This is a genomic window from Rufibacter sp. JT20002, assembly GCF_056491185.1.
Map to the genome: position 1 here is coordinate 752,307 of NZ_JBSZJY010000002.1, position 26,876 is coordinate 779,182.

Annotated in this window: 29 protein-coding genes; 11 read left to right on the plus strand and 18 right to left on the minus strand. The window is 45.6% G+C overall.

What is annotated here, in order from left to right; translation table 11 throughout:
• Positions 1-39: 39 nt before the first annotated feature.
• From ACW9SV_RS12630 to ACW9SV_RS12640, 3 genes are all read left to right on the plus strand, one after another.
• The gene (locus tag ACW9SV_RS12630; protein ID WP_479557127.1) at positions 40-1,191 is read left to right on the plus strand and encodes a tetratricopeptide repeat protein; all 1,152 of its coding nucleotides are present in this window, start codon (positions 40-42) and stop codon (positions 1,189-1,191) included.
• A gap of 158 nt (positions 1,192-1,349) precedes the next feature.
• Positions 1,350-1,748, plus strand: a complete 399-nt coding sequence (locus ACW9SV_RS12635; RefSeq protein ID WP_479557128.1) for a methylglyoxal synthase — start codon at positions 1,350-1,352, stop codon at positions 1,746-1,748.
• Positions 1,749-1,829: 81 nt separating this feature from the next.
• Positions 1,830-2,393 (plus strand): DUF4136 domain-containing protein, encoded by a 564-nt coding sequence (locus tag ACW9SV_RS12640; RefSeq protein ID WP_479557129.1) that lies wholly within the window; start codon positions 1,830-1,832, stop codon positions 2,391-2,393.
• A 141-nt stretch (positions 2,394-2,534) separates the two neighbouring features.
• On the opposite strand, the gene ACW9SV_RS12645 is transcribed toward ACW9SV_RS12640, so the two are convergent.
• Positions 2,535-2,912 (minus strand): hypothetical protein, encoded by a 378-nt coding sequence (locus tag ACW9SV_RS12645; protein WP_479557130.1) that lies wholly within the window; start codon positions 2,910-2,912, stop codon positions 2,535-2,537.
• Positions 2,913-3,264: 352 nt separating this feature from the next.
• Between ACW9SV_RS12645 and ACW9SV_RS12650 the strand changes: the two genes are divergently transcribed.
• The 3 genes from ACW9SV_RS12650 to ACW9SV_RS12660 are packed head-to-tail and all read left to right on the plus strand — an operon-like array spanning position 3,265 to position 6,613.
• The gene (locus ACW9SV_RS12650; RefSeq protein ID WP_479557131.1) at positions 3,265-4,665 is read left to right on the plus strand and encodes an ATP-binding protein; all 1,401 of its coding nucleotides are present in this window, start codon (positions 3,265-3,267) and stop codon (positions 4,663-4,665) included.
• A gap of 9 nt (positions 4,666-4,674) precedes the next feature.
• Positions 4,675-6,336: an NAD(P)/FAD-dependent oxidoreductase gene (locus tag ACW9SV_RS12655; RefSeq protein ID WP_479557132.1), complete on the plus strand. Its 1,662-nt coding sequence runs from the start codon at positions 4,675-4,677 to the stop codon at positions 6,334-6,336.
• 4 nt (positions 6,337-6,340) lie between these two features.
• Entirely contained in the window at positions 6,341-6,613 is a 273-nt protein-coding gene (locus ACW9SV_RS12660; RefSeq protein ID WP_479557133.1) for a UBP-type zinc finger domain-containing protein, read from the plus strand.
• Positions 6,614-6,758: 145 nt separating this feature from the next.
• Here ACW9SV_RS12660 and ACW9SV_RS12665 read toward each other — a convergent pair whose 3' ends face one another.
• The 3 genes from ACW9SV_RS12665 to ACW9SV_RS12675 form a co-directional block, all read right to left on the minus strand.
• Positions 6,759-7,670: a DUF808 domain-containing protein gene (locus tag ACW9SV_RS12665; RefSeq protein WP_479557134.1), complete on the minus strand. Its 912-nt coding sequence runs from the start codon at positions 7,668-7,670 to the stop codon at positions 6,759-6,761.
• Positions 7,671-8,140: 470 nt separating this feature from the next.
• Complete coding sequence (locus ACW9SV_RS12670; protein WP_479557135.1) at positions 8,141-8,416, minus strand: hypothetical protein; 276 nt, start codon at positions 8,414-8,416, stop codon at positions 8,141-8,143.
• Between the two features lie 468 nt (positions 8,417-8,884).
• Positions 8,885-9,562 carry a TIGR02117 family protein gene (locus tag ACW9SV_RS12675; RefSeq protein ID WP_479557136.1) on the minus strand — a complete coding sequence of 226 codons (678 nt, stop codon included), beginning with the start codon at positions 9,560-9,562 and terminating at the stop codon, positions 8,885-8,887.
• 260 nt (positions 9,563-9,822) lie between these two features.
• Here ACW9SV_RS12675 and ACW9SV_RS12680 point away from each other — a divergent pair, with 260 nt between their 5' ends.
• Positions 9,823-10,863 (plus strand): nucleoid-associated protein, encoded by a 1,041-nt coding sequence (locus tag ACW9SV_RS12680; protein ID WP_479557137.1) that lies wholly within the window; start codon positions 9,823-9,825, stop codon positions 10,861-10,863.
• Positions 10,864-11,004: 141 nt separating this feature from the next.
• Positions 11,005-11,937 carry a D-2-hydroxyacid dehydrogenase gene (locus tag ACW9SV_RS12685; protein ID WP_479557138.1) on the plus strand — a complete coding sequence of 311 codons (933 nt, stop codon included), beginning with the start codon at positions 11,005-11,007 and terminating at the stop codon, positions 11,935-11,937.
• 81 nt (positions 11,938-12,018) lie between these two features.
• On the opposite strand, the gene ACW9SV_RS12690 is transcribed toward ACW9SV_RS12685, so the two are convergent.
• The 5 genes from ACW9SV_RS12690 to ACW9SV_RS12710 form a co-directional block, all read right to left on the minus strand.
• Positions 12,019-12,423, minus strand: coding sequence for a phage holin family protein (locus tag ACW9SV_RS12690; protein ID WP_479557139.1), 405 nt, complete (start codon positions 12,421-12,423; stop codon positions 12,019-12,021).
• A gap of 92 nt (positions 12,424-12,515) precedes the next feature.
• Positions 12,516-13,217, minus strand: a complete 702-nt coding sequence (locus ACW9SV_RS12695; RefSeq protein WP_479557140.1) for an N-formylglutamate amidohydrolase — start codon at positions 13,215-13,217, stop codon at positions 12,516-12,518.
• Positions 13,214-14,455: a carboxylate-amine ligase gene (locus ACW9SV_RS12700; RefSeq protein WP_479557141.1), complete on the minus strand. Its 1,242-nt coding sequence runs from the start codon at positions 14,453-14,455 to the stop codon at positions 13,214-13,216. Before ACW9SV_RS12700 ends, ACW9SV_RS12695 begins: the two co-directional genes overlap by 4 nt.
• Entirely contained in the window at positions 14,439-15,917 is a 1,479-nt protein-coding gene (locus ACW9SV_RS12705) for a RimK family protein (RefSeq protein ID WP_479557142.1), read from the minus strand. Before ACW9SV_RS12705 ends, ACW9SV_RS12700 begins: the two co-directional genes overlap by 17 nt.
• The gene (locus ACW9SV_RS12710; RefSeq protein ID WP_479557143.1) at positions 15,892-16,677 is read right to left on the minus strand and encodes a peptidase-C39 like family protein; all 786 of its coding nucleotides are present in this window, start codon (positions 16,675-16,677) and stop codon (positions 15,892-15,894) included. The genes ACW9SV_RS12705 and ACW9SV_RS12710 overlap by 26 nt, the downstream gene beginning before the upstream one ends.
• A 252-nt stretch (positions 16,678-16,929) precedes the next feature.
• Between ACW9SV_RS12710 and ACW9SV_RS12715 the strand changes: the two genes are divergently transcribed.
• The 3 genes from ACW9SV_RS12715 to ACW9SV_RS12725 all read left to right on the plus strand — a co-directional run bounded on the left by ACW9SV_RS12715 (position 16,930) and on the right by ACW9SV_RS12725 (position 19,237).
• Complete coding sequence (locus ACW9SV_RS12715) at positions 16,930-17,661, plus strand: LytR/AlgR family response regulator transcription factor (protein ID WP_479557144.1); 732 nt, start codon at positions 16,930-16,932, stop codon at positions 17,659-17,661.
• A 474-nt stretch (positions 17,662-18,135) separates the two neighbouring features.
• Complete coding sequence (locus ACW9SV_RS12720) at positions 18,136-18,351, plus strand: hypothetical protein (protein ID WP_479557145.1); 216 nt, start codon at positions 18,136-18,138, stop codon at positions 18,349-18,351.
• Positions 18,352-18,364: 13 nt separating this feature from the next.
• Entirely contained in the window at positions 18,365-19,237 is an 873-nt protein-coding gene (locus tag ACW9SV_RS12725) for an alpha/beta fold hydrolase (RefSeq protein WP_479557146.1), read from the plus strand.
• A gap of 55 nt (positions 19,238-19,292) precedes the next feature.
• Here ACW9SV_RS12725 and ACW9SV_RS12730 read toward each other — a convergent pair whose 3' ends face one another.
• The 9 genes from ACW9SV_RS12730 to hisD form a co-directional block, all read right to left on the minus strand.
• The gene (locus ACW9SV_RS12730; RefSeq protein ID WP_479557147.1) at positions 19,293-19,901 is read right to left on the minus strand and encodes an HD domain-containing protein; all 609 of its coding nucleotides are present in this window, start codon (positions 19,899-19,901) and stop codon (positions 19,293-19,295) included.
• A 50-nt stretch (positions 19,902-19,951) separates the two neighbouring features.
• Positions 19,952-20,500: an RBBP9/YdeN family alpha/beta hydrolase gene (locus ACW9SV_RS12735; RefSeq protein ID WP_479557148.1), complete on the minus strand. Its 549-nt coding sequence runs from the start codon at positions 20,498-20,500 to the stop codon at positions 19,952-19,954.
• Positions 20,501-20,523: 23 nt separating this feature from the next.
• The gene (hisIE, locus tag ACW9SV_RS12740) at positions 20,524-21,174 is read right to left on the minus strand and encodes a bifunctional phosphoribosyl-AMP cyclohydrolase/phosphoribosyl-ATP diphosphatase HisIE (RefSeq protein WP_479557149.1); all 651 of its coding nucleotides are present in this window, start codon (positions 21,172-21,174) and stop codon (positions 20,524-20,526) included.
• Positions 21,175-21,248: 74 nt separating this feature from the next.
• Complete coding sequence (gene hisF, locus ACW9SV_RS12745; RefSeq protein ID WP_479557150.1) at positions 21,249-22,001, minus strand: imidazole glycerol phosphate synthase subunit HisF; 753 nt, start codon at positions 21,999-22,001, stop codon at positions 21,249-21,251.
• A gap of 96 nt (positions 22,002-22,097) precedes the next feature.
• Positions 22,098-22,817, minus strand: coding sequence for a 1-(5-phosphoribosyl)-5-[(5-phosphoribosylamino)methylideneamino]imidazole-4-carboxamide isomerase (hisA, locus tag ACW9SV_RS12750; protein WP_479557151.1), 720 nt, complete (start codon positions 22,815-22,817; stop codon positions 22,098-22,100).
• Between the two features lie 3 nt (positions 22,818-22,820).
• Positions 22,821-23,402 (minus strand): imidazole glycerol phosphate synthase subunit HisH, encoded by a 582-nt coding sequence (gene hisH, locus ACW9SV_RS12755; protein ID WP_479557152.1) that lies wholly within the window; start codon positions 23,400-23,402, stop codon positions 22,821-22,823.
• Positions 23,402-24,496: a bifunctional histidinol-phosphatase/imidazoleglycerol-phosphate dehydratase HisB gene (hisB, locus tag ACW9SV_RS12760; RefSeq protein ID WP_479557153.1), complete on the minus strand. Its 1,095-nt coding sequence runs from the start codon at positions 24,494-24,496 to the stop codon at positions 23,402-23,404. The genes hisH and hisB overlap by 1 nt, the downstream gene beginning before the upstream one ends.
• Before the next feature lie 3 nt (positions 24,497-24,499).
• Entirely contained in the window at positions 24,500-25,567 is a 1,068-nt protein-coding gene (gene hisC / locus ACW9SV_RS12765; protein WP_479557154.1) for a histidinol-phosphate transaminase, read from the minus strand.
• Positions 25,568-25,594: 27 nt separating this feature from the next.
• Positions 25,595-26,875, minus strand: coding sequence for a histidinol dehydrogenase (hisD, locus tag ACW9SV_RS12770; protein ID WP_479557155.1), 1,281 nt, complete (start codon positions 26,873-26,875; stop codon positions 25,595-25,597).
• Between the last annotated feature and the right edge of the window lies 1 nt (position 26,876).

Here is a 26,876-nt window from a genome sequence, read left to right on the forward strand (position 1 = left end):
ACATAAACAACACAAACAATCCCTAACGTAAAGAAAACAATGAAAAAGTTTCTTTTAACAGCTGCTGCGGTAGTCTCTATGCAGATGGCTTTTGCGCAGACATCTGCCGTCACCAATGCCGTCATGTACCAGCAGAAAGGCACATTAGATAAGGCAAAGGAAGAAATTGACAAAGCCGTTGTGCACGAGAAAACCGCAAATAATGCCAAGGCTTGGTATTACAAAGGCGTGATTTACCAGGATATGGCAAGCCACCCGGTGTATGGTAAACTAATGGACCCTGCTGAAGCTTCTAAACAAGCTTATGAGGCTTTCTCAAAGGTTCCGGCTTTAGAAACCAAGAAAAAAGAGTTTACGGATGAAGCCAACAAGCGCAAAGAAATCTTAGTAAACAACATGTATGCTTATGCTTTGAATGCAGGCGTTGAGCATTACAACAACAAAAAGTTTACAGAGGCGAAAAACGCGTATTTAGAGGCCATCAAGTATAAGCCAGAAGACTCAACTGCTTATATCTATGCCGCTTATGCCGCGGCCGGAGCTGAGGATTATGCTTCTGCTAAACAACTGTACACGCAATTAGTAGATAAAAATTTGGCTTCTCCTGCTGTATATGGCCAGTTGCTGTACATTGCCAATAACGTAGAAAAGAACGAGAAGGAGTCTTTGGCAGTGTTAGAGAAAGCCCGTGCTAAATACCCTAACAACCGTGATTTCATGTTACAGGAACTTGATCTGTTCTTGAAATCAGGTCGTGAAAAGGAAAGCATTGATAAATTGGATGCTGCCATCAAAGCTGACCCAAACAACGCTAACTTGCTTACCGTTCGGGGTAATATTCTGGAGAAGTTAAACAGAGGTGAAGAAGCGTTGGCTTCTTACAAAAAAGCCGCTGAGATTGATCCTAACAACTTTGACGCCCAGTACAACCTTGGTGTGTACTACTTCAACAAAGGTGCAAACTTGAACAACAAGGCAAACAAAATGAGCCTAGCTGAATACCAGAAATCTGGTAAAGCGGTTCAAGCTGAGGCTAAGAAATTCTTCGCTCAGGCTATGCCTTACTTTGAAGGTGCATTGAAGGTACAACCAAAAGACCGTACCACTGTTCAGTCTTTGTTAAAGGTATACACTGCCTTAGACAGACCAGCTGACGCTAAGCGCATGGATTCTTTGCTTCAATCTTTATAAGATAACTAGCAACCCAAATGAAAGAAGGGGCTCCAAGTGGAGCCCTTTTTTTATGCACTTTAAAGAAAAATGGTCTTAAACAGTAACCTAAGTCTTTTGAATTCTCTATAAGGCTAGCACACTTACAGAAGTAATTCTATCTTAAGAAAAAAAACTATATGCCAGCTGAAAAAGCAATCGCCATTATCGCCCACGACGGCAAAAAAGCAGAAATGGTCGCTTTTGTGAAAGACCATGCTTCTCTCTTCCAAAACACCAAACTAGTAGCCACCGGCACTACAGGCCAGTATGTAGAGCAGACGGGACTTAAAGTAAAGAAACTGCTTTCAGGTCCAAAAGGGGGCGATGCCCAGATTGCCAGCTTAGTGGCCGAAGGTAAGCTTCACGCTGTTCTTTTCTTCCGAGACGCTTTGGGAAAGCATCCGCACGAGCCAGACGTGCAAATGTTGTTGCGTCTTTGTGATCTCCATAACGTTCCCTTAGCCACCAATCCGGCCACTGCCCGCCTATTGGTTAAAGGTTTTGAGACTGAACTAGCTCACGGAAAACACGCCTGATAATTGCCATCTAGCCTACGGCTCCAACTAAAACCATTTTATCAAGTACACTACAGATAATGTACTAAATGGTTAACTAAGATGAAGCACTATAGATGTTTTCCCTTGGCGGTTTTACTGGCCTTTTTCCTGAACGCCTGTAGTTCCATAAGGGTCCTTAATACCGAAGCTGCCCCTGATTTCAACCTGACTAATTACAAAACCTATGGATTTGTAGAAGGGAACGCCGCTACAGATTCTTCCCTTGTAAGAATACCCCCTGAACACCTAGCCTCACTTCAGCATGAGGTATCCAGGCAATTGGAGCGGAGAGGGCTAACCCGGTCTTCTTCTAACCCTGACTTGCTCGTGAACTTGGGAATAGTAGTGATGGAAAAAACTCAAACCCGCCAGACAAATTTCAGGACGGACGCGCCGTACTACGTAGGGCAGAGAAGGTATTCTTGGAGGAGTAAAGAAGTAGAGGTTGGCCGTTACAAAGAAGGCACCATCTCTGTGCACCTGGTAAACAATGCCCAAAATGCGCTGGTGTGGAGTGCCGAGGCTGAGGCGGTAGTTCCCAAAAATGCAGAGGAAGTTCAGGAGCGTATTGCGGAAGGGGTTGAAAAACTCTTCAACTCTTTACCTGTTGCCACAAATCAGTAGGCCTAAACTAAGTCCCTAAAAAAAAAATATGTTAAATAAAAAAAGCCTCTTCCGGTTAGAAGAGGCTTTTTTGGTGTTCATTTAAGACAGAAGGTAATATCAGCTAATTTTCTTAAAAGCAGCTCTTAAATACTTAAAGTATTATTTACTTAACTCTTCAATAAATTCATCAAGCATCTCACTGCTGTACCCTATACGGCGGGCGTATTCCAGACATAGGTTGTATTCTGAGTCATCTACTTTTCCGTCTTGCAACACCATTAAAACCAAGGTCTGGAGTTCCATGGTTTTCTGAAGGCCATCCTCTGGAATGATAAACGATAGCAAGGACAGGTTATCTGCGATGGGAGATGTGTCTTCCTCGGTCAGTTCCAGCTTACGGCCAATTTGCACTAGAAAATCACTTTCCTGCCTGTCTAGGTATTTATCAGCAATTGCCACTAAGATCAGGTTCTGAAAAAAAGAAAGCTTTTTCTGCTTTGTATTAAGTAGTTCGTCAAATGATTTCTGAGTAGCCATATTCTATTGGTTGAATGATTGCGTTTATAGCTACCGTATTTTAAGCCTTAAAGTTTTAAACTAACCCCAAAGCAGGCCTCCTTTGACAAACATAGTTCTCAAAGGACCTTTTTCTTCCTGCTTCCATCAAGATCCCTAGTTTACTCTTCTTTATTCTTTTCCTGCCTAAAGAGTTTTAGCCAGCTTACAGCTTAAAAAGAAAGGAACATTTATAAATTAATCTTACATTAAAGCGCAAATTATAAATTGACTTACGTCTTGAGTATGACACCCAAGAGCCTAGGGTTCAATTACCATTCTATGTATCAAAAGGCAGTTGAAGGTTCCTGCTAAACTTTTCACTCGAAAGCGTATGCTTCCTATTACCGAAGAATGGCTGCAGGGAATAAGCGCCTTGCAAGAAGTTCCGCCAGACCAATTAAGATGGTTCTTGGACAAAAGCACCCTACAATTCTTCAAAGAAGGTGAATACCTGTTTAAATCAGGCGAAGACCTTATGGGCACCATCATCCTGGTGACGGGTTCTATTCATATTTATCGGCTTCAAAACGGAGGCATCCGGGAAATAAGCTTTCTAAAGCCAAAGGAAATCACGGGACATTTGCCGTATTCCAGAGCCAAAGAGGCGATTGGATTTGGGCAGGCTGTGGAAGACACCCAAGCACTGGTTTTTCCAATTGCCTCCACAACAGAATTGATTCACCAGCACTTTGAGTTAACCCAGGCGCTCGTCCACGTAATGACGGATCGGGTAAGGGAGTTTACCACCCAAACCCAACAGAATGAAAAAATGATGGCCCTTGGGAAATTATCGGCGGGGCTGGCCCACGAGTTGAATAACCCAGCCTCGGCAATTGTGCGGGATGCAGTTTCCTTGAAGAAACACCTGGAGTTAACGCCAGTCACGTTCAAGCAGGTGATGGCTGTCAGGATGGAGGAAGCACAGATTGATGCTGTCAAAGAAAAGATGTTCTCCGTACTAAGCCAGCAGAACAAACCACTTTTAACCTTATTGGAGAAAAGCGACCTGGAAGATGACATAACGGATTGGCTGGACGACAAGGAAGTGCATTACTCTTCTGACCTACCAGAGAATTTCGCCGAAGCAGGTTTCACCGTTGCAGATATGGACGACTTCGCCGAAATGATCCCGGCCCAATACCTTACCCCCGTGCTGAACTGGATCAACAATAACCTGATCACGGAGAAGATTGTCTCTGATATACAGGAGGCCTCGCAGCGGATTGCTTCGCTGGTGAGTTCGGTGAAAAACTTCACGCATATGGACCGGGGCCAGGAGAACCAATATTCTGACGTGCACCAGGGTATAAGAAACACCTTAACCATGCTGCACCATAAGATCAAGAAAGGACAGATAGAACTGGTGGAAGACTACGACCAGGATCTGCCTCTGGTAAATGCCCGCATTGGCGAACTTAACCAAGTTTGGACAAACCTGATTGACAATGCTTTGGATGCCATGGAACCACAGGGCAAAGGCACTTTAACCATTAAAACCCTGAAGGATCGAGAACGCGCCAGAGTATTCATTAAGGACACTGGCATTGGCATCAGTGAAGAAATACGCACCCAGATCTTTGATCCCTTTTTTACCACCAAAGAAATTGGCAAAGGAACGGGCCTGGGTTTAGACGTGGTCAACCGAATTGTGCATCAGCATAAAGGCACCATCAAGGTGCAATCTGTTCCGGGCCAAACGGAGTTTGAGGTCTGTTTTCCCATAAAAGGCTAATAAACGAGTATGAACATACCCATTATCTTTTCCCTTGACGATGACTTACAGGTTCTAAGATCATTAGGGCGAGACCTGAAAGCGCGTTACCGGGGAAGCTACAGAATACTGAGTACCCCTTCGGTGAAGGAGGCTTTGGAGAGCCTGGTTCAGTTGAAGAACAAAGGGGAAACAGTGGCGCTTTTCCTATCAGACCAGCGCATGCCCGAAATGGAAGGCGTAGTTTTTCTGGAGAAAGCCATGGAGATTTTCCCGGAAGCCAAACGGGTGTTGCTTACCGCCTATTCAGATACGCAGGCGGCCATCAAAGCCATCAATGATGTGCGGTTAGATTACTATTTGATGAAGCCATGGGACCCACCCGAGGAAAAGCTGTACCCTATATTGGATGAATTACTAGATGATTGGCAAGGTAGTTTTAGGCCAGAGTTTAAGGGCATCAAATTGATTGGTTATCAGTTCTCACCTAAAACGCACGGTTTAAAAGATTTCCTGTCGGGCAACTTAGTACCGTACCAGTGGCTGGATGTGGAGACAAGCGAGGAAGCCAAGACCTTTTTGAGTGCGAACGAAATCTCCCGCGCTGAATTGCCTGCCGTGATTCTGGAGGATGGTACCTGCCTGAAAGCCCCGACGTTAGTGGAGGTAGCTTCAAGAATTGGCTTAAATCCCCAGTTTAAAAATGAGGTGTACGATGTGGCCATCATTGGGGCAGGCCCAGCAGGGTTAGCCGCCGCGGTTTACGGTGCCTCCGAAGGATTGAAAACACTCCTCATTGAACGGCGAGCCCCCGGGGGACAGGCGGGTACCAGCTCTCGCATTGAAAACTACCTTGGTTTTCCATCAGGTTTGAGCGGGGCTGAATTGACCCGACGGGCCATCACCCAAGCCACCCGTTTCGGGACAGATTTTATTGCGCCTCAGATGGTGAAAGAACTGCGGCTGAAAGATGGGTATAAAAAGATCATTCTGGACGATGATCGGGAAATCAACGCCAAAGCCCTCGTCATCACTACCGGAGTAGACTACCGAAAACTTGATACCACAGGCATTTCTGAATTCACCGGCGCTGGTATCTACTATGGCTCCGCTACTACCGAGGCAGCCTCTTGCCAGGACAAAGAAGTATTCATTGTAGGAGGGGGCAACTCCGCTGGGCAGGCAGCCATGTATCTAGCCAAATTCGCCCGGAACGTCTATATCCTGATCAGGGGAGAAAGCCTGGTGGCAACCATGTCGGCTTACCTCATTGACCAGGTGAATGGCACAAGCAACATCCATGTACTCCCAAAAACAGAGATCGTAGAAGCCCAGGGCAAAGACCGACTGGAGTGTCTAATCTTGAAAAACCACCAGGATGGAACTGAGAAGAGGCACCCGGCAGACTCCGTATATATCTTCATCGGGGCCAAACCTTACACAGACTGGATTGGCTTGGGCATCTTGAAAGATGCCAAAGGATTTATTGAAACAGGCCGAGAGCTGAAAATCTATGAAGGGTTCAACAAAATCTGGAAGCAGAAACGAGACCCTTATTTACTAGAAACTAGTTGCCCTGGAATTTTTGCGGCCGGGGATGTAAGGGCAGGGGCCATGAACCGAGTAGCATCTGCGGTGGGGGAAGGCTCCATGGCCATCAGTTTTGTACATAAATATTTAGCCGAAGTGTAAAAAGATGAAAGAACAAACCCACTGTGAACACCTGGAAAGCATTAAAGACCTGAAGCTGCCAAAAGACTACCTGTGCGAAGAGTGCGCCAAAACCGGCGGACATTGGTTGCACCTTAGGACCTGCCAAACTTGTGGCGTAACCTTATGCTGTGATGACTCGCCTTCCAAGCACATGACGGCCCATTTCCATTCAACCCAGCACCCGGTGATCATTTCCGCGGAACCAGGTGAAAAGTGGATGTGGTGCTACCAAGATGGTGATTTTATAGAGTATTAGAAGGGAAGGAGTTTGGCTGTTTTGAGCTTCTTTTAAAAAAAGAGTTTGATAAGGGTAAACTCAATCCTATTCAAACCAAAACAGAAAAGCCTTTCTATCAATTTTGATAGAAAGGCTTTTCTGTTGAAGTAATAGAACCTAATGTTTAATGGGATTTACGGAACAGGCGAACTATCCGGTCAATCACAGCACCTAAGGCTAACCCGCCAATTCCGCAAGCCACGGCTTTAGCTAACCAAGCTAAGAAAGGCATCTTGGCCAAAGCGTGTTCTATGTCATGAAGTAGATGGCTGGTAAAAGGAATGCCATGGGCAATAATCTCGGCTCCAACCCACAGCATGGCCGCTGTGCCAACGTAACCCAGAATTTTAAGAAAGTGCGGCATAAAATTGACGATTCCACGCCCGAAGTTTCTTACTTGGGCGCTATGGTTTTCTTTTGCCAAGTGCACGCCAAAGTCATCTGCCTTTACAATCAAGGCCACAAAACCGTAAACAGCCACTGTGATAAACACCCCAACGCACACCATCACAGCAATCTGATTTACTAAGTCTTTGTCTGCCACAGTAGAGTAGGTGATGGCCACAATTTCTGAGGACAAAATTAAATCAGTACGAACGGCGCCCTGCACCCTGGTTTTCTCCAGTTCCTCGGGAGTGATCACCTTTAGATCGGTCTGTCCATGGTCCTCATCATGGTGCTTGGCAAACATGGAGTGCACCTTTTCATACCCTTCGTAGCAAAGGAAAGCACCTCCCAGCATCAGGATAGGGGTGATTGCCCAAGGCGCAAAGAACCCCAGAAGCATGGCCGCGGGGCTTATAAAAAGAAGCTTATTGATGAGGGACTTTTTGGCAATCTGGTAGATGATAGAAAGTTCGCGAGAAGGGTCCAGACCTACCACGTACTTTGGCGTCACAGCCGTATCGTCAATGACAATCCCCGATACTTTCCCGGTGGTTTTGGCTACTTGGGTAGGAACATCATCTAAACTAGCGGCGCTCACCTTCACAAGGGCAGCCACATCATCTAAAAGGGCGAGAAGACCTGCACTCATGATAGGTCCTCCAACTTACATCCTGAAACTAAATACGATACCTGTTTTGCATCTGGTTCTGCTTCTCTGAGCAGAACTCCCAAAAAGAGGAAAGAAGTTAGTAGCGTTTTTTGATCTAGCATTTTATTGATTATAAGCAATTTATATCATCTACAAGTCATTAATTTAACTTGTAATTTATATGATTAGAGTCCCATATAGCCTTATTCTGATCAAAGAAAGCGACTATAGTTGAAGGTAATATTACGAATTTACTTATTCATTAAACGCATGAATCAGTGTCATACCTAAGTTTCTTTTCATTTACAGGTACGTTTCAGAGGCACTCCAAAGAAATTGATATGTAAACAGGGGCACTAAAAGAAAAGAGCTCAAAGAAAAGCCAGTAGAATGACGTTCTCTTTGAGCTGTCTTTTTCTTGTAAACCAATCTGAGCAGGCTGTGCCTTTTCATTGATTTGGTTTTATAGACTACTTAAATAAACCACCTAGATTTCCTAAGTTGCCTAAACCACCGCCACCTAATTTGGAAAGTGAAGCGGTAATGCTGTCTGGGGTTATGCTGTTGTCATTTGGGTCATTGGCTTTATGGGCGAATTTCTGCAAAAGACCCGGTAAAGCGGCCGCAATAGCTCCAGTCGCCGCAGGCGGAAGGCCAAACTTATTTCCTAAGGTACTAACCACACTGCCGGCAATGGCATTTGTCACTGGGTTCCCGGCAGACATGCCGCCTTGAAGCATAGACATCAGTCCGCCAACACCACCTTGGGTAGTAGCTTGTTGAGCTAACCCGTTTGTAACTTGGTGCGCAATTTCATGGTGAACAGCATCTTCTTGTCCAGTAGGTATATTAGAAGCTACCTCTGGATTATTGCCAACTTATTGTTTTACAAGGTTTAAAATTTGATCAAACATAGTTTTACTATTTGGTGAATACTACATGAAGTAAACGAACCCCATACGTATAAGTTAGCTTCCAACAAGGTATTAAGAATGCAGGTGACCTATGGGTTGGGTTTGAAAAACAGGTTTAATTCAAAAGGTATACTATTCTATAAGGGTTATAAATACGTTACTTAACATAATATAAATTATAAGACTTTTGCTTATTATATAATCAAAAGGCCTTATAGCTTATTATATGTTAAGTTAGGTTCTGAATAAGCTTTTTTGATTATTTCCTTCATTACATTAATTCAAGCTTTGTAAACCTTTCTATTCTGTGTAGTGCTCAAATATAGGTTTGTAAAAAGGTGTCCAGATGCAGGCTTTTTGACCACAGGCTTTCAATCCTTCATTGGCCCAGGTATTGCAGGTGTAAAATAGATTATACCTCCCTTTGGCTTCATAGAAAGCATCATCGTTTCCGTAGTTTGCTTCTGTCTTTATATTGATGGTGTTTCCATCCTTATCTAAGTCAAACCGACTTTGAATGAAGCTCACCAACTTTGCATATTGCTCTCGGCTCAGGTCTATTCTGCGGCAGGCTTCATTTTCAGGCATGGATTTATAAAAAGTGGCATGTAACGCCGAGGCTCCCAATCCAGTCATTGCCTTAAAAGCCACACTCGCCTTCAAGTCCGCCCAGGTGGGCGTTTCCAGGTAAAACCCTTTGTCACCCCACCCAAAGGCTACAAAATTTGCGGTAGTGTCATTGGCTGCTGTATGTTCGTACTTAACATAATTACACCAATCATAGACTTCGCTCTTCACCGGTACCACCAAATCGGTATGCACTCCATTGGTCAGAATATAAATGGAAAGTTCCTTTTTCGTATTCGGTTCGGGGTCCACACTCAACCTGGATAATACAAAGGCAATCAGAAAGTAGATGAGAACCAGTGACAATAAAGCCAGCAGGACGTATCCTGAGGTAACGAAAACAGATTTCAAAGTATAAGGTTTTCAATTTAGATAGCAGGAAAGATAGCCTATTACGCTAGAAGAACAAGATCATCCAAATCAATTAGCGATAGCAGCCCCTCTATTTCTTCAACCCATCTAACTAAGATTTAGAGCTGTTTCAACCAAAATAAACCGCAAACAGCCGCTGGGAAAAGCTTGAGTATTTACGTGCTTGGCTTACCAGATGCCGTAGAATCCTTACTTTTGCAGCTTCGTTCCATTTGACATCTTTAAGCGCCTCTTCCTTCATGAAATTTGATACCGCCACGCTCACCAATCTTTCCATCCATCATGTGGGCAATAAAGGACTTGAGCAAAAACTCACGCTTTCAGAAAATACGTTTGATTTTGGCGACGGCCTTACCGAGAAATTGGAAAAGTTCTTCTTGGGCAAATTTGACAAGGCCCATGAGCGGTTTAAATTCAGCCATCCTTCTTCGCTTCAGTTCAATGAAGTCTACAGCTATGCCGAGAATATCTTTGCCGACAAAGAAGCCTTTCATGAGAACACCCGCAACATAGCCCGGCACCTTTTTGAAAGCTCCAGCCATCCTAAAATCAAGCCCGGCGAGTTGTACGTAGCCCATTTCATCAATTGCGAGATTGAAGAGCGCGTGGTGGAAGCTGTAGGAATTTTCAAGACAGAGGTGAAAAGCGGGTATTTTGACGTAAGCCGCAAAAACCGTGATTTCACCATGTCCTACTTAGAAGGTATTGACAGCAACAAGTTTGACAAAGGCTGCATCATCTTCAATACCAAACCCGAAGAAGGTTTTCTGGTGGCCATCATGGACTACCAAAACCGAGGCGAAGAAGCCAAGTACTGGAGCGAAAACTTCCTGGGTCTTACCCAGATTAATAACGAATTCCACCAAACCAATCACTTGCTCAACCTTACCAAAGAGTTCATCTCTGAACGTATGACGGAAGAGTTTGAGGTAGAGAAAACCGACCAGATCGTGCTGCTGAACCGCTCTGTAGAGTACTTCAACAAACATGAAACCTTTGACAAAGAAGAGTTTGTCACCGAGGTTTTCGGCCAACCCGACCTGATTGAGTCATTCAATAATTATGACACTGAGTACCGGCAGAACTATGACATTGAACTGGAAGACAGCTTTGACATCTCCCCTCAGGCCGTCAAGAAGCAGGCCCGTGTTTTTAAAAGCGTTTTAAAGTTGGATAAGAACTTTCACGTATACATCCACGGAAACAAAGACATGATTGAGAAAGGCGTTGATGAAGATGGGCGTAAGTACTACAAACTTTACTTTGAGGATGAGGAATAAAGTGTTCTAGAACGGATTTCTTCAAAACGCCTTTAAAACAGTTATCTTTTTTTTAACAGCTCAGGTTTAAGGTTTCTAATTTTTTTAGTACACCTTTCTTTTAGGCGCTTTTCTTTCTATTCATCGTTCATTTAGCATTCAATGAATCTTTTTGTCTACTCAGATCTTGACACGCAGAAACAAGCATATATAAAGGCTAAACTTCCAGTTGGAGTTGTTCCAGTTTTCAATGACCCTGATATAGAAAAGGAAAGTAAAGAGTCCTTCGCTAAGGCGGAGGTTGTTTTTGGGAACCCTCCCTCCCATTGGTTTGAATCCCCTGCTCAGTCGCTCCGGTTTTGGCAACTAGATTCGGTGGGGTTTGACCAATACAAAGACCTACAGGTTCCGGCGGCAGTAGCAAATATGGGCGACTTCTTTGCAGACGCCTGCGCAGAGACTATGGTAGCCGGTATTTTGGTTTTCTACCGGGGAATTCCTGAGTTGTTGAGGCTTCAGCAGGAAAAGAACTGGCAAAGCAAGAGGGTTCGCTTCTCGTTAGAATTGTTGGGCCATAAATCTGCGATCGTTTTAGGAGCCGGAACCATCGGAAAAGCAGTAAAGAAAAAGTTGGAGGCCTTTGGTACGCGGGTAAAGATGACAGCCCGCCAAAATCCGACCGCTGATATCCATTCCCTAGAAGAACTCTTCCGAGAACTCCCCCACACCGATATTATCATCAACACCCTCCCCGGCAACCTAGACAAATATGTCTCCGCTGATTTTATTCAGAACATGAAAGAAGGAAGCCTTTATGCCAATGTGGGCCGTGGTAATACTACTGATGAGAAGGCCTTGATCTCTGCATTGCAATCTGGGCATTTGGCGGGGGCCGTGCTGGATGTCACGGAGCAAGAACCCTTGCCTCAGGAAAGTCCCCTTTGGGACTTGGAAAACGTCTTGTTAACTCAACATACTGGTGGTGGCCAAGCGCAGGAAATGGAAGGAAAGATCAATCGGTTTCTAGCAAATCTTGACCTCTTTCTTGCCGGAAAAGAGATACCAGATCAAGTAAATTTAAGCCAAGGGTACTAAGCCGGCTTTAATTACCTAATAAAACAAAAACGCCAGTCTTCTGTAAAGAAACTGGCGCTTTTAGTTTAAATAAATTTGATCTTAGCTGATCATAGGCTGGGCTGCAGGGATCACCAAAGCATTCTGCTGGTATTCTGCGCTATCGTATTCTTCGTCATTCCGCTCCAGTAAAGTACTTGCCACGGCCAAGGCAACTGCAATCACCAAAGCTGGCCAGAAGCCCCGCACCTCAAAATTCCGGATCATCTTATCTACCAGTTTGATAATGATGGCGGTAACCACCAGCTTCACCACAAACTGCAGGAAGAACAACGTCACAAGGTTTAAGGGGAATCTGAGCAGTAGCCCTAGAGTGGCATTTAAAATACCCACCAAGAAGGCAACCCAAAGGGCCGTCCAGAAACTCTTAATCTGCACCTGAGGCATCAGGTAGGCCAGCAGCATTAAAACTCCGGCACTCACGAGAAGGTTAATAATAAAATCCATTCTTTTTCATAGTTAAGGTAGAACTGTTTGTCTGATCTCCAAGATTTTTCAAAATCTTGGTTTGCACATATACTGTAAATTGAACAAAGAGGTTAAAAGGCCAGCGGAAAAGTTTGCACCAAATGCGCTTGCAGTTGTTCCCATTCTTCTGAACCCGCCTCCGGAAATCGCTGATTTACTTCCAGCTCCAAGCCGGCATATTGGTCATTGGAATAGTTTTTCCGGAACTGCGTAGTAAACCCGTCTGAAGTCCCTTTATAGGGATAATTGTACCGGATTTTGATGCGAGGCTGCACCTTCTGCATCTGCTGACGCCAGCGGGCGGCAAATAGCTGCTCCCGTTCCCGTTTAGGGTCATACAAGAAACCAATATCTGCTTTGCGAACCTTCCCATTCAGTTCAGGGGTGAAACTGTGTACCGATAGGTGAAAAACCGAGAAGCCCTGCTGTACCCAATCGGCTACCTGGGCTTCTGCCTTCTGGCGGTATGGGTAATAGTGCTCCGCCAGCACTTTCTCCATCTGGGTGGTAGACAAAGCAGGCATGAATTCAGAAAACAACTTAGGATGGTGCAAGGACCGGTTCAGTTCCACCACTAATCTGCTGGTGGTACTGAATAGGGAAAAGTCAGCAGATTGGGAGAACTTGTGAAACAGTTCCAAGGCCCCGATGTCGTAGCCCCGGTGGGTGGATAGCACAGGTTTCAAGCCTTTGAAAGCAGCGGCAAACGGTGAGGGAATCTCGTTCCCACCGTGCTCACAGGTAAGCATGACTTTCACCCGTTCGTCTTTCACGGCTCAAAAAGTTTATTCTGTGCCAAACAGATGGCCAACTTTCTGTATACGTCTCTAATTTTATCTAAGGAAGGATTCTCTCCCAATACTTTCAATATCCGAAGTGAAAGGTTTCCCTGATGCAAAAGCAATTCAATAGTTTGGGCAAGATCAGAAGTGAAAACCGCCTCTTTCTGCACGTTTTCCCATAAATGCACCCAAATCTCCCGTAAGGTGGCTATGTTCTGCGGTAAGCCTAAAAGCTGGAGATAAGTAGAATCCTCCACTACTGTTTCAGGGCCATTTTTAAGAGAACTCAGGAAAACCGAAGCCAACCTTGAGGTATCAGCTTTTTGCTGGTCTTCAAAGCTGCTCCATTTTTCAGAAACCATTAATTTCAAAGCTTCCGATACCAAAGCTACGATAGCTATATCAGCCTTAGGACACTCCTGGTTATCAATGATCCTGATCTCAATGGCCCCGCGGCTGAACCGGGCGATTGCGCCCCGAGAATTTAGGAACTCGTCTTGTAGTCCGCCCTCCGGGTCATAGGGGGAAATAGCTTTGAACATGGGTTGGAAGATCTGGGCATCGTAGGCGGCCTGTGAGAATACCGCTTCGGGAACCACTTCCCCGGCAATCAAGGGTATTTTCTGCTGGTTCTTCCGGTACACCTCCAGGCGGGTATCTAAAAATCCGGTCGGAACTGCATCTAATACCGGAGAAGCAGCGCTTAAGGCAGGAATTAAGGGTAATATCAACCGGATGGCAGCGTGCAAACGCCCAAACTCTTCGTCTGACTTGAATGGAAGATTTAGATGAGTACTTTGCAGATTTGACCAGCCGTGCCCTTGGCAGTTGAAAATCCGGTTATACGCCTCATAGATTTCGCTAGCCTCGTGTGGCCACAACTTGGTTTCAGTAAAAGGGTCCATAAACGGGTGTGCCCCCGTGGGAAGCAACATGGCGTTATGAGGTTCCAGCAAGGCATTCACCCGAAGTACTTCTTGATGGAACAGATCTGCCAAAGGCGCCAGAGCTGGAGCAGGTCCATTGGTTTTCAGCTCCAGTACATGCAGCACCAATTCATTAGACCAGGCCATGCGTCCCCGTTCAACGTCTGAGGTCAACTCCCCCGCTTCGGCTTTCAGCACTTCATCGGCAATTGGTTTCACCTGGAGGGTATCCCGGTTTACAATCATGTATTCCATTTCCACCCCATAGCCTTCAAACAGTCCCAGTTTACCCGATGCGCTCATGACCATTCAAGTTTTTTTGGCTATCAATACGACGTTTAATTGACTTCAATATGGTCAGGTACAAGTCTTTCTTAAGGATTTTGTCTTCCACGCCATGGTCAATGTTGGGGTTGTCGTTTACCTCTATCACGTAGGCTTTGCCGTATATTTCCTTCACATCCACGCCGTAGAGCCCATCGCCAATCAAGTTAGCAGCCTTTAAAGCTGTGTGCAGTACAAAAAATGGTACTTCGGCAAAGGGCACAGTTTCAAAATTCCCGGTCACGTCATTCTTTTTGCCGTCCCAGTTATAGATCTGCCAGTGGTCTTTGGCCATAAAGTATTTACAGGCGTAAAGCGGCTGTTTATCCAGAACCCCAATGCGCCAATCAAAATCAGTGGGGGTGAACTCTTGCCCGATGATCAAATCAGATTCTGAGAGCATTTCTTTCAGTTGCTCGGCTAACTCCTCCTCTGTTTTGACCTTGACCACACCTTGCGAGAAGGAGGAATCTGGTTTCTTCAGCACGCACGGCAAGCCAAGTTCCTCCACTACTTTACAGCAGTTGTCGCGGTGGATGATCATGCTTTTAGGGATGTTTACCTTGGCTTTGGAAAGTAACTCCGCTAAATACACTTTGTTGGTGCAGCGCAAAATAGACACCGGGTCATCAATGACAACCAACCCCTCGGCATGTGCCCTTCTGGCAAACCGGTACGTGTGGTGATTGACCGAGGTAGTTTCCCTAATAAACAAAGCATCAAACTCAGACAAGCGCCGGTAATCCTCTTTGGTGATCAGTTCGGTGTAGAAGCCCAAACTCTCTGCCGCGTCTATGAAATTCTGGATGGCGCGGTCATTGGATGGGGGATCGCTGTCGGCGTGATTCACCAGAATAGCCAGGTCGTAGATCTTCTTGTTTGTTCTAAGGTTAGAGAAGCGGTTACGGGCAAAGTAGGCTTTTGCAAAATTGTACAGATCCCGCAGGTGGTGCTCAGGCACCTCGTTTACCGGAATAGGATTTATGCTTTCCAGCGTCCATTCTTTGTTGAACACAAACTGCGCCCGTAAAAGTGGAGCCTGGAACAGGTCGTGCAGTTGCTTACTCAGCTTCTCGTACTGTTTGGCAACGTTTTGCCCAAAGTAGATGCTAAGCGTGAAATTCTTGGATTTAAGCTTCGCCAAACTCTTCTGGATGGTCTCGTTGATCTCGTCGGTAATGGCCCGCACAATGGTCTGAGACTTAAGATCCTGAATGGTGGTCACGTTGGGAATAGCCCGGTGGCCCCTTGCTTCTGCCAAAAGGGAGACATAGTACCCGCTGCTTTGGTATTTGTAGGACCGGCACAGATTAAAGATTCTGGCACTTTTCATCTCGGTGTAGGTGGGATCGGTGAGATACCGTTGCGCATCTACCACTTCTACATCCTCTACGTCAAGGTCCCAATCTTTGGGATTATTGACTACTACTAGTTTGCGCATGGAGGTTGGGCTGTTCTGGAGAAATTTTGGTTTTTGGTTGTGGTTCTATGGCCAGGAGGTTGGCATCATACGTGACAATCCCCAGCATAATGGCGTTTATAAGCCGGGAGACCGGTACATTGTAATAGTTATTTCCAAAAAGAGGGTTTTCCTGATATGGGTCGGCTACAATCACGTGCTCCTTTTCGTGTTCATTGTCAAAACCGGCCAGCACTACAAAATGGCCTAGCGGTTCGCCCCGTACATCATCATAAATGGCTTCTCCCCGGTCATTGGTCCGTTCACGGGCGCAGTTATAGAGGTAAGTGGCGCTTAGCCCCGTCAAAAGCGGGATACCTCGGGAGAAGTAATGATCCATCAGGCTTAAGGTTAAATCCTTGTGCAGGATTTCCCCGCCCAACTCCAGAAACTCAATGTAGGCGTGCGTGGCCACGTGCAGTTTGGCGTCAGATTTGTAAATGAGCTGTTCGCGGAGGTTAGAGATTAGCTTCTCTTTGGGCAACTTAAACCAGGTAGGGTCAAATACATGAAGGTTGTAAGTATAGATGCGGGCTTTGTATCCCCGGCGCAAGGCATGGCAACCTAATAAGACTGCTAGGGTCCCTCCTTCTTCCAGAAACGACACTTCTGAGATCACCTGCTCTAGCGGCACCACATCCTGAAAGTACTGGTACACCGCATGCAGGCTGGTGGGCCCACAGGTGGAGTCATCTGGCTGGGTTAATATTTTCAGGGAGTTGAGTACGGTAACTGGAAGCACTTTCTGGTTTATCTTGTTGTGCTTCTTATACGTATTTCTACGGGTGGGTTTCCGGTTTTAAGGTTTTAATTAAACCAACATACAACCCTGCTTTTTGGCCAAAGTAGTTAATACCCTGTAACATAACTTTTTCTAGGTGGGCCTAAGTCTGTTTTTCATGAAATTTAGAATATGTAAACACAAATATTATGTTTAGATTAATATCTTTGAACTTGATAAGCTGACATTCATTAAGTTGATAAAGAGAGAAATTTGAAAAAGGATACCCCCCTCCGCACGGTTATAATTGATGATGATGAACTAAGCCGGATGATTCTGGAACGTCATATCAAAGCCACTCCAACCCTGGAGTTGGTACAGGTCTTCAGTTCAAGCGTAGACGGCTTGGCCTGGCTGCTGAAGAACGATGGCGTAGATCTTCTCTTCCTGGATGTGGAAATGCCAGAAATGACCGGGATGGAATTGCTGAAGACCCTACCCCAGAAACCGCAAACCATCCTCATCACTTCTCACAAAGATTTCGCCCTACAAGCTTTTGAACTTCAGGTAGCCGATTATCTGCTGAAACCGGTAGACTTCACCCGGTTTACCCAAGCCGTATTGAATGCGACCAAGAAACTGGAAGGTGTAAACGGAAACCATGTACCAGTAAATGCTTCTGCTACTACCCATTCTGATGAATTGTTTGTGAAAGTAGACAACAAGATCATTAAACTGAACCTGAACAATGTCTCTTTCATAGAAGCCCGTGGGGATTATGTAGTCATTAACACTGACAACAAAAAACACATTGTCTACACCACCATGAGCGCCATTGACCAAAAACTTCCTCAGGAACAGTTCTTGCGTATTCACCGCTCCTTCATCATCAACCTCAAGAAGATTGAGTTGATTGAAGATGATTCGGTATTGATGCATGACAAGTACATTCCTATTGGAGGGTCCTATCAATCAAAATTTTACAGCCGCATCAATAAGCTCTAATAAACTTTAAATACATTCCTTCGAATCCCTTTAGGTCTTTGTTTGCTGAAACAAGGACCTAAAGGGATTTTTAATTAGAAATTATTTCTCTGAATAGTATATTGAACAAACGTTCAATCAAAATACCGAAAAGGTGTTTACATAAATAAGTAACTTCTCAAAACATAAAAGATTCTGCTTTAGCGTTGTTTGCAGAGCGGGGATAACCGTACTTTCATCCGGCAGATTGCCCAAAAAGCGGGTATCTCTTTGGGGTTGCTAAACAATTACTAAGAAAGCAAAGAAGAACTTTCGAAGGCGATTTTAGAGAGGGGAAAGCAAGACATTTTAAAGTCCTTTGAAAAACCAGAGGGACTTTCCCCTTTTCAGTACCTGGAGCATCACTTCCGAACTACCTTCTAGTTAGTGGAAGAGCTCAGGAAATTTTGGCGGATTTACCCTAGTTTTAAATTGCAATCATAGGTGCTGAAAACCTTGGAAAAAGAAGTTCAGACGGAGAATGCAATGGAGCTGAAACAACTCACCCAAAATTTGGAGGCAGCTGGCTCCACCTCTCCTTCTAACGATGCTGTGCTCATGTTTGCCAACCTTGACGGAATAGCGCAGCATTATTTATTGCTTCCCAACTATTTGCTACAAGTTGTAGTGGATACCTACTTGCTCCAACTCAGAAATCATCTAAGGCAATAAACCTTTTCTCGTTATGCAAACTCCCAATTGGCTAGATCAAAAGGAATACCTATTTAAACAAAACAGTTTGCCTACACCCAGCGGAAACCTTCATTACGTGGATGAAGGCCAAGGTGCTCCCATCTTGTTTGTGCACGGTACGCCCACCTGGTCTTTCCTCTGGCGCCACCAAATTAAAGAGCTCTCCAGAAATTTCCGGTGCATCGCAATTGACCATCTTGGGTTTGGCCTTTCTGATAAACCCGCAAACTTCTCCTATTCACTGGAGGGACACAGCCAAAACTTAGAGCAGTTAGTAGAGCATCTGAAATTAAAGAAAGTGACCTTGGTAGTGCATGACTTTGGAGGACCAATTGGCCTGGGTTTAGCCCTACGAAATCTGGAGAAAGTAGCGGGCCTAGTAGTAATGAATTCATGGATGTGGCCGCTTACCCAGGAAAAGTCCATGATGCAGGCGAGCAAGTTCTTCGGGAGTAGTTTAGGGAAGTTCCTCTACGTGAATCTGAATTTCTCGCCCAGATTTTTACTACCCAAGGCTTTTTATGCAAAAGATAAGTTAACTAAGGAAATACATCAACACTACCTAAGCCCTTTTAACAATAGAAGAGAACGGATTGGGACCTGGTATTTTGCCAAAGCTTTATCGGGTGAAACCGCATATTTTGAAAAGCTTTACTCCCAGAGAGACATGCTTCTGGATAGTCCTACCTTGATTATCTGGGGCAAACAGGATAAACTGATTCCAGTAGCTTTTCTGGAAAAGTGGCAAGAAACGCTACCCTTGTCTAAAGTTGTTCAACTAGAGACCGGCCACTTTGTTCAGGAAGAAGCCCCGGAGAAAGTAACTGAAGCTTTACAAGCCTTTTTTGAAGCGGACTGCTATTAAGTAACCCCTTTTATAGGAAAGCTTGTGTAGTTGCTTTTATTTTAAAGCTAATTTTCTATTCTTCAGAGACTGTTTTCTTAAGGATGCCTTTCTCCACGGAGCTGTCTAGGAGCGCTTTGGCGAATTCCCAAATGGTTTGGGAGCCGTTCTGAAGTCCGATGGTTTTCTCCAACACTCTACCATAAGGCACGTTGTACTCCATCCAGGTACCGCCTTCGTTGGAAACATTCTGCAGAAGCGGCTCTAAGCGGTCCATGGTACGGGCAAACTTTGCCTCGGCCGTTTCACCTGCCTCAAACTCTTCCCAGATGTGCAGAAACTCCTCGGCTTGTTTTTGAGGTAATAAACCAAAAATCCGCTGGGCTGCTTTCCGTTCCACCTCAGTGTTGGAGTGGTTTAGGACGGTGTCAAACAAAAACGTGTCTCCAGCGTCAATCTCTACCAAGTCATGCACCAGCAGCATCTTCACCACTTTGAGCACATCCACAGGTTCGTTGGAATGCTCGGCCAAAACCAGCGCCATCATAGCCAGGTGCCAACTGTGCTCCGCATCGTTCTCGTGGCGGTTGCTGTTGAAGAGGCGGGTTTTGCGGGTAATATATTTCAGCTTGTCAATCTCGTGAATGAAGGCAATTTGCTGAAGAAGCACATCAAAAGGTGTCATAATCCATCTGATATTTAATAATAAAAGCTATTAACCTAAAGAATTAAGTTTTAAAATTCTACACCTAATTCAAGTTGCTGGAGAAGTGCCAGGCCTTGTTGCCACTCCCCGAAACCTGCGGCTACGTTGATATGGCCTGCGGCTCCTATATTCTGGAAATTGCTGCCCCACTGCTTTGCCAGGTATTCCCCCCGTCCTAGTTCCATGTAAGGATCGTTATCACTGGCCACCACCACAGAAGGAAATGGCAGTATTTGCAACGGAATGGGTGTGAACCCGGTGGTTCCTTCCGGAAAAGAAGCAGCTTCTGTGTCGCTGGGTGCTACCAAAAGGGCTCCTTTGATTCTCTTTTTGTATTTAGCGGCCCAAAACGCAATAGTGATACAGGCCAGGCTATGTGCCACCAGGATGAGGTTTTTGGGATTGTGTTGGTTAACGGCGGTCTCCAAAGATTCTACCCAATCAGCACAAACCGGTGTTTCCCAATCCAGCTGCTGCACTCTGGAGAAGCCAAACTGCTTTTCCCAAAGCGATTGCCAATGCTGCTCACCTGAATTTCCCAAACCCGGGACGATGAGAATGGTTGCGTTAAAGTTCATGGTAATGGAATTAAAACTTACCCCTACCCTCGAGGCATATGACGACTTTCCAGTACCTGCACAACATCCGCCAAAGATAGCCCACTAGCTTCTAAAAGCACCAGTAAGTGGAAGATCAAGTCAGCTGCTTCGCCTTTCATGGGTTCGGTGTTTCCGGCAACTGCATCAATGACCACCTCTACCGCTTCTTCCCCTACTTTCTGGGCCATTTTGTTCAGGCCTTTGTTGAACAGGTGATTGGTATAGGAGCCTTCAATAGGGTACTTTCTACGGTCCTTAATGGTTTGCTCCAGATTAGCGATGAACTGTATTGCTCTTTCAGTTGGCGAGAAGTTCTGAAAGCTTCTCAGGTGATAGGAGTCTCTGTCGCCCTCCACATCAAAGCAGGTTTCTGTATTGCGGTGACATGCCGGACCAGCTGGATCAACCAGAATTAGAAGAGTATCCTGATCGCAATCCAGTTCCATCTTCACCACTCGCAACGTATTACCTGAGGTTTCTCCTTTGGTCCAGAGGCGGTTCTTTGAGCGGGAGAAGAAGGTTACTAAACCTGTAGCTTGCGTTTGCTGATATGCTTCCTCGTTCATGTAGCCTAACATCAAAACTTTTCCGGTAGTGGCATTCTGGATGATAGCTGGAACCAGCCCCTCTCCTTTGTTGAAATCTATGGTCATCTTTATAGTGATGCTAGATACTAGACACTAGATGTTAGACTCTTATTGCAAAGAAGAAGTCTAGCATCTAGTGTCTAGTATCTAATGTCTATTTTATTATCTGCTAAATATTGTTTCAGTCCGGGAATGGGTACTTCCTGGAAGTGGAAGATACTAGCTGCCAATGCTGCATCGGCCCCAACTTCAAATACATCTAAGAAGTGTTGCTGGTTACCAGCTCCGCCTGAAGCAATCACCGGCACAATTACGTTACGGGAGATCTCACCCGTTATATCCAAGGCGAAACCGTTCTTGGTGCCGTCGTTGCTCATGGAGGTGAGCAGAATTTCTCCGGCCCCGCGCTCCACTACTTCTTTGGCCCAATCTAATGCCCAAAGACCAGTATCAACCGTTCCTGCCTTGCTGAACACTTTCCAACCTTCAGGTGTACCCTTAGTGTCAATGGCCACGGTCACGCACTGACTTCCGAAACGGTTCGCCAATTCAGTGATTAGTTCTGGTCGGTGAATAGCCGATGAGTTCACAGAAACTTTATCTGCGCCGTTTTGCAACAGTACCTCCACGTCTTCCACGGCACTAATACCACCGCCAACGGTGAATGGAATGTCTATGTAACGGGCTATTTCCCGCACCAACTCGCGCAAAGTTTTGCGTTTCTCATTAGTAGCGGTGATGTCCAGGAACACCAGTTCATCTGCGCCTTGTTTAGCATATAAAGAGGCTAATTCTACCGGGTCACCAGCATCACGGATATCTTCAAAGCGCACGCCTTTTACGGTGCGTCCGTTCTTAATATCCAGGCAAGGAATAATTCGTTTTGTGAGCATTTATGAGATATTAGATGCAAGACATAAGACACAAGACAATCACCTGTGGTCTTCTATTCCCACCCTTCTAATTTTTAATTTCTAATTCTAGATTAATCAAACTAATTCTTTCGCCAGTTCCTCCAGAGATATGGTGCCTTCATAGATGGCTTTGCCAATGATAGCGCCGTGTAAGCCAGCTTCACGCAACTGACGAACCTCTTCAATGGTAGTCACGCCTCCGCTGGCAATGAACTGTAAGGTAGGAAACTGCTCCAGTAAACGCTGATACACCTCAATAGAAGAACCTTGAAGTTTGCCATCTTTGCTAACATCTGTGCAGATGAACGTTTTTCCGCCCATTTCAGCAAAAGAGGCCAAAAACGACTCCAGTGTTAATTCACTTTGCTCCGCCCAGGCATTAATAGCAATACGGTTGTCCTTAAAATCAGCACCAATAATAATTCTGTCAGCGCCGTACTCCTTCAGCCATGCTTCTACCGTTTCTGGCTCACGTACAGCAATGCTTCCTGCGGTGATTTGCTTTGCACCCGCATCAAACGCCTGACGGATGGCTTCTGAACTTTGCAGTCCTCCACCGTAATCAATGTGCAGCTTAGTCTGGCTGGCAATACGTTCCAAGACGGGAAGGTTCACGGGCTGTTTGGCACGAGCACCGTCTAAGTCTACTAAGTGTAAGCGACGTAAGCCGAGGCCTTCAAACTGTTTTGCTACTTCTACCGGATCTGTGTGGTACGTAGTCTGCTGTGAAAAATCACCCTCGGTAAGGCGAACGCACTGGCCGCCAATTAGGTCAATAGCCGGAATAATGTCCATGGCTTAAAGATTTAAGAAGTTCTGGAGAATGTGCGCTCCCGCCGGGCCGCTTTTCTCAGTATGAAACTGTACCGCATAGAAGTTTTTATACTGCAAGGCGGCACTGAAAGGCTCAGGATAAGAGCTCTGTGCTATGGTATGTTCCGTTACCGGTGCATAGAAGCTATGCACGAAGTAAGCGTACTCATCTTCTTGTATACCAGTAAATAGATCGCTCTTCAGGTGGTGCAGATTGTTCCAGCCCATGTGCGGCACTTTGACAGCTGACTCAAATTTCTTTACAGGTACTGGAATAATGCCCAGCATTTCAGTATCACCTTCTTCAGAGTGCTGACAAAGCAGCTGCATGCCCAGGCAAACCCCTAAAAATGGTTGCGTAAGAGTAGGCAACAGCTGGTCAAGATTATTAACCTTAAGCGCCCGCATAGCGGAAGAAGCCTCGCCTACACCCGGGAAAATCACCTTATCAGCTGACTGAATCTCTTCCGCATTAGAGGTAACCGTGGCTTGTGCACCTAAACGCTCCAAGGCGAAGAGCACACTCTGCACGTTACCTGCTTTATAATCTACTATGACGATTTTCATTATAGAACGCCCTTAGTACTTGGAATCTCCATTTTGTTCACGTCGCGCACCAACGCCATCTTAATAGCCTTAGAAACGGCTTTGAAGATAGCTTCAATTTTGTGGTGCTCGTTCTCACCTTCGGCCTTGATGTTGAGGTTAGACTTTGACGCGTCTGAGAAGGATTTGAAGAAGTGCATGAACATCTCGGTAGGCATGTCTCCTACTTTCTCGCGAGAGAATTTAGCATCCCACACCAACCAAGGGCGACCTGAGAAGTCAATAGCAGCGTGTACCAAGGCATCATCCATTGGTAAAAGGAAGCCATAACGATTAATGCCGCGTTTGTCGCCAATGGCCTGTGCGAAGGCTTTGCCTAAAGCTAAAGCAGTATCTTCAATGGTATGGTGCTCATCAATGTGCAAATCGCCTTTCACGTGAATGCGCATATCTACGCCTGAATGACGAGCCAATTGGTCCAGCATGTGGTCAAAGAAGCCAACTCCCGTCTGCATGTCTGATTTACCTTCGCCGTCCAGGTTGATTTCAACACTGATTTGCGTCTCATTGGTGTTCCTCTGAATGGTGGCTTTACGAGCAGGTAAACGCAGAAAGTTATAAATCTCGTCCCAGTCTGTGCTGATGAAAGAAGCATCTTCATTGGCTACATCCTGTAACAAAATGCTCTTAGAACCAAGGTTCTTTGCCATCTGAACATCGGTAAGGCGGTCACCGATTACGTAAGAATTAGCAAGATCGTATTCACCAGTTAAGTACTGGCCCATCATGCCTAAGCGTGGCTTACGGTTAGGACTGTTCTGGTGTTCAAAGCTGCGGTCAATGTGGATGTGAGAGAACTTAATGCCCTCGCCTTCCAAAATCTCCAGCATCTTGTTCTGGTATGGCCAAAACGTATCTTCAGGGTAAGAATCTGTGCCTAGTCCGTCCTGGTTGGTAACCATCACAAACTCGTAGTTCAGCTCTGTAAATATCTTGTAGAGGTTACGGATGACCTTTGGGTAGAAAGAGAACTTCTCAAATGAGTCTACCTGATAATCGGTAGGTGGTTCCAGGAGAATAGTACCGTCGCGGTCTATAAATAAAACTTTTTTCATGGTTTACAGAGTGGCTTCCTGGGCGGAATAAGCGTTCAGTGATTCTAAAAGATTGTCGTTTTCAGCAGGTGTACCAATGGTAATGCGCAGGCAATTTGCACAACCCGGTTGGGTAGAACGGTTACGAACTACTACGCCACGCTCTAATAAGTAGGCATATAGTTCATTAGCGTTTGGTACCTGAACCAGCACAAAGTTGGCATCTGACGGATACACTTTTTCAATAAGCGGAAGTGCTTCAAAGGCTTCAACTAAACGAGTACGCTCCTGGATGATAACTTGCAGCATATCCTCTAGTTGTGCGGTTTTATCTAAAGCAGCACTTACCAGCTCCTGCGTCACCACGTTGATGTTGTAAGGAGGCTTAATCTTATTCAAATAGCTAATGATTTCCGGCGAAGCGAAAGCCATTCCCAAACGTAGGCCGGCCATTCCCCAAGCTTTAGAAAGCGTCTGCATGACTAGTAGGTTCGGGAACTCGTCTAAACGGGTGCTCCAGCTAGGCACATCGGTGAAGTCAATGTACGCTTCATCCACTACTACCAAACCATTGAAAGTACAGATAAGCTTTTCAACCGTGGCAGGCTCCAGAATATTTCCGGTGGGGTTATTAGGCGAGCACAGGAAAAGAATCTTGGTGCGCTCCGTTTGTTTTTCGGCTATTTTCTCAAAAACAGGCTGAAAACGCTCATCTAACGGTACCCTCTGTATACCTATGTTGTGGATGTTCGCACTCACCTCATACATGCCGTAAGTAGGTGGCAATAACAACACCTCGTCACGACCCGGCTCACATACAAGGCGCATCAACAAGTCGATGGCTTCGTCTGAACCGTTACCTATGAAGATTTGCTCTGGCCGTATGCCTTTCAGCTTGGACAGCTTTTCTTTGATGGTTTTCTGATAAGGGTCTGGGTAACGGTTGTAATCTACTCCCCCAGCCAGGCTGCCCAGGTTATTTTCGTTTGCGTCCAGATAGACGCTGGCTTCGCCTTCAAACTCATCACGCGCCGACGAATACGGCTTCAGTGACTTCAGGTGCGGACGAATGAAATTATCTATTGAAAACATGTTTGTTAGTTCAGGTAATCAGTACTGTTATTTCTTGGCTAGTCTAATGGTCACCGCATTCTTATGGGCGTGCAAACCTTCTGCTTCGGCCATAATTTCTACGGCAGGTCCAATGCGCTCTAATCCTTCACGGGTAAGTTGCTGGAACGTGATCTTCTTCACGAAGCTATCTAAAGATACACCGCTATAGTTGCGGGCATATCCGTTAGTAGGTAAGGTATGGTTAGTACCTGAAGCATAGTCTCCTACAGATTCTGGGCTAAAGTGGCCCATGAAGACTGAACCAGCCTGTGTTACTCCTTCAGCCAGTACTTCTGGTGCCTCTACAGAAAGAATCAAGTGCTCTGGAGCATACAGGTTCGAGAAGGCCAATGCTTCGTCCAACGTTTTGACCACTACACCAATACTGTTGTTCAACGCTTGTTCTGCTACCGTTTGGCGAGGCAGTTTTGATACCTGGTCTGCTACGGCAGCTTGTACGTTTTTAAGTTGATTTTCAGAATTGGTGACAAAAACAACCTGTGAGTCTGGGCCGTGTTCCGCCTGTGAAAGTAAGTCAGCGGCTACGAAGTCTGCACCTGCAGAATCATCTGCAATCACCAACACTTCCGAAGGACCTGCTGGCATATCAATGGCAACACCCATTTGCGTTACCATTTGCTTAGCTGCGGTTACGTACTGGTTACCCGGACCAAAAATCTTATCTACGGCCGGAACTGTCTCCGTCCCGAAAGCCATAGCGGCAATAGCCTGCGCTCCACCTGCTTTCAAGATGCGTTTAATGCCGAGTCTATTAGCAGTATAAAGAATGGTAGCGTTAATAGAACCGTCAGCACTAGGCGGAGTAGATAGAATGATTTCACTGCAGCCAGCAATCTGAGCGGGTACACCCAGCATAAGCAGCGTAGAAAATAACGGTGCCGATCCACCCGGTATGTACAAACCTACCTTCTGAATACCCACTGATTTCCGCCAGCAGGTAACGCCTGCCATAGTTTCCACCTGCTGAACCGGTTCACGCTGCGCTTCATGGAAACGCTTTATGTTGCTATATGCTAACTCAATCGCTTCTTTTAGCTCTTCTGAAACTTGCGGAATGGCAGCGGCTACTTCTTCTTCGGTTATCCAAACACTTTGCAGCGTTGCTTTGTCAAACCTTTCGGCTAACTCAATCAGGGCTGCATCTCCGTTTTGCTGTACTAGGTCAAAGGTTTGTTGCACACCTGCTCGCAACTGGTCCAACTTTTGTACTGGTCGCTGCGTTAAGGCTCCCCATTCCTCTTGTTTAGGATATAGATAGGTTTTCATC

Excerpts from the sequence above, each read along its gene's own strand:
- ACW9SV_RS12630 (WP_479557127.1), top strand. The coding sequence starts at position 40 with ATGAAAAAGTTTCTTTTAACAGCTGCTGCGGTAGTCTCTATGCAGATG.
- ACW9SV_RS12635 (WP_479557128.1), top strand. The coding sequence starts at position 1,350 with ATGCCAGCTGAAAAAGCAATCGCCATTATCGCCCACGACGGCAAAAAA.
- ACW9SV_RS12640 (WP_479557129.1), top strand. The coding sequence starts at position 1,830 with ATGAAGCACTATAGATGTTTTCCCTTGGCGGTTTTACTGGCCTTTTTC.
- ACW9SV_RS12645 (WP_479557130.1), bottom strand. The coding sequence starts at position 2,912 with ATGGCTACTCAGAAATCATTTGACGAACTACTTAATACAAAGCAGAAA.
- ACW9SV_RS12650 (WP_479557131.1), top strand. The coding sequence starts at position 3,265 with ATGCTTCCTATTACCGAAGAATGGCTGCAGGGAATAAGCGCCTTGCAA.
- ACW9SV_RS12655 (WP_479557132.1), top strand. The coding sequence starts at position 4,675 with ATGAACATACCCATTATCTTTTCCCTTGACGATGACTTACAGGTTCTA.
- ACW9SV_RS12660 (WP_479557133.1), top strand. The coding sequence starts at position 6,341 with ATGAAAGAACAAACCCACTGTGAACACCTGGAAAGCATTAAAGACCTG.
- ACW9SV_RS12665 (WP_479557134.1), bottom strand. The coding sequence starts at position 7,670 with ATGAGTGCAGGTCTTCTCGCCCTTTTAGATGATGTGGCTGCCCTTGTG.
- ACW9SV_RS12670 (WP_479557135.1), bottom strand. The coding sequence starts at position 8,416 with ATGTCTATGCTTCAAGGCGGCATGTCTGCCGGGAACCCAGTGACAAAT.
- ACW9SV_RS12680 (WP_479557137.1), top strand. The coding sequence starts at position 9,823 with ATGAAATTTGATACCGCCACGCTCACCAATCTTTCCATCCATCATGTG.
- ACW9SV_RS12685 (WP_479557138.1), top strand. The coding sequence starts at position 11,005 with ATGAATCTTTTTGTCTACTCAGATCTTGACACGCAGAAACAAGCATAT.
- ACW9SV_RS12690 (WP_479557139.1), bottom strand. The coding sequence starts at position 12,423 with ATGGATTTTATTATTAACCTTCTCGTGAGTGCCGGAGTTTTAATGCTG.
- ACW9SV_RS12700 (WP_479557141.1), bottom strand. The coding sequence starts at position 14,455 with ATGAGCGCATCGGGTAAACTGGGACTGTTTGAAGGCTATGGGGTGGAA.
- ACW9SV_RS12705 (WP_479557142.1), bottom strand. The coding sequence starts at position 15,917 with ATGCGCAAACTAGTAGTAGTCAATAATCCCAAAGATTGGGACCTTGAC.
- ACW9SV_RS12725 (WP_479557146.1), top strand. The coding sequence starts at position 18,365 with ATGCAAACTCCCAATTGGCTAGATCAAAAGGAATACCTATTTAAACAA.
- ACW9SV_RS12730 (WP_479557147.1), bottom strand. The coding sequence starts at position 19,901 with ATGACACCTTTTGATGTGCTTCTTCAGCAAATTGCCTTCATTCACGAG.
- ACW9SV_RS12735 (WP_479557148.1), bottom strand. The coding sequence starts at position 20,500 with ATGAACTTTAACGCAACCATTCTCATCGTCCCGGGTTTGGGAAATTCA.
- hisIE (WP_479557149.1), bottom strand. The coding sequence starts at position 21,174 with ATGACCATAGATTTCAACAAAGGAGAGGGGCTGGTTCCAGCTATCATC.
- hisF (WP_479557150.1), bottom strand. The coding sequence starts at position 22,001 with ATGCTCACAAAACGAATTATTCCTTGCCTGGATATTAAGAACGGACGC.
- hisA (WP_479557151.1), bottom strand. The coding sequence starts at position 22,817 with ATGGACATTATTCCGGCTATTGACCTAATTGGCGGCCAGTGCGTTCGC.
- hisH (WP_479557152.1), bottom strand. The coding sequence starts at position 23,402 with ATGAAAATCGTCATAGTAGATTATAAAGCAGGTAACGTGCAGAGTGTG.
- hisB (WP_479557153.1), bottom strand. The coding sequence starts at position 24,496 with ATGAAAAAAGTTTTATTTATAGACCGCGACGGTACTATTCTCCTGGAA.
- hisC (WP_479557154.1), bottom strand. The coding sequence starts at position 25,567 with ATGTTTTCAATAGATAATTTCATTCGTCCGCACCTGAAGTCACTGAAG.
- hisD (WP_479557155.1), bottom strand. The coding sequence starts at position 26,875 with ATGAAAACCTATCTATATCCTAAACAAGAGGAATGGGGAGCCTTAACG.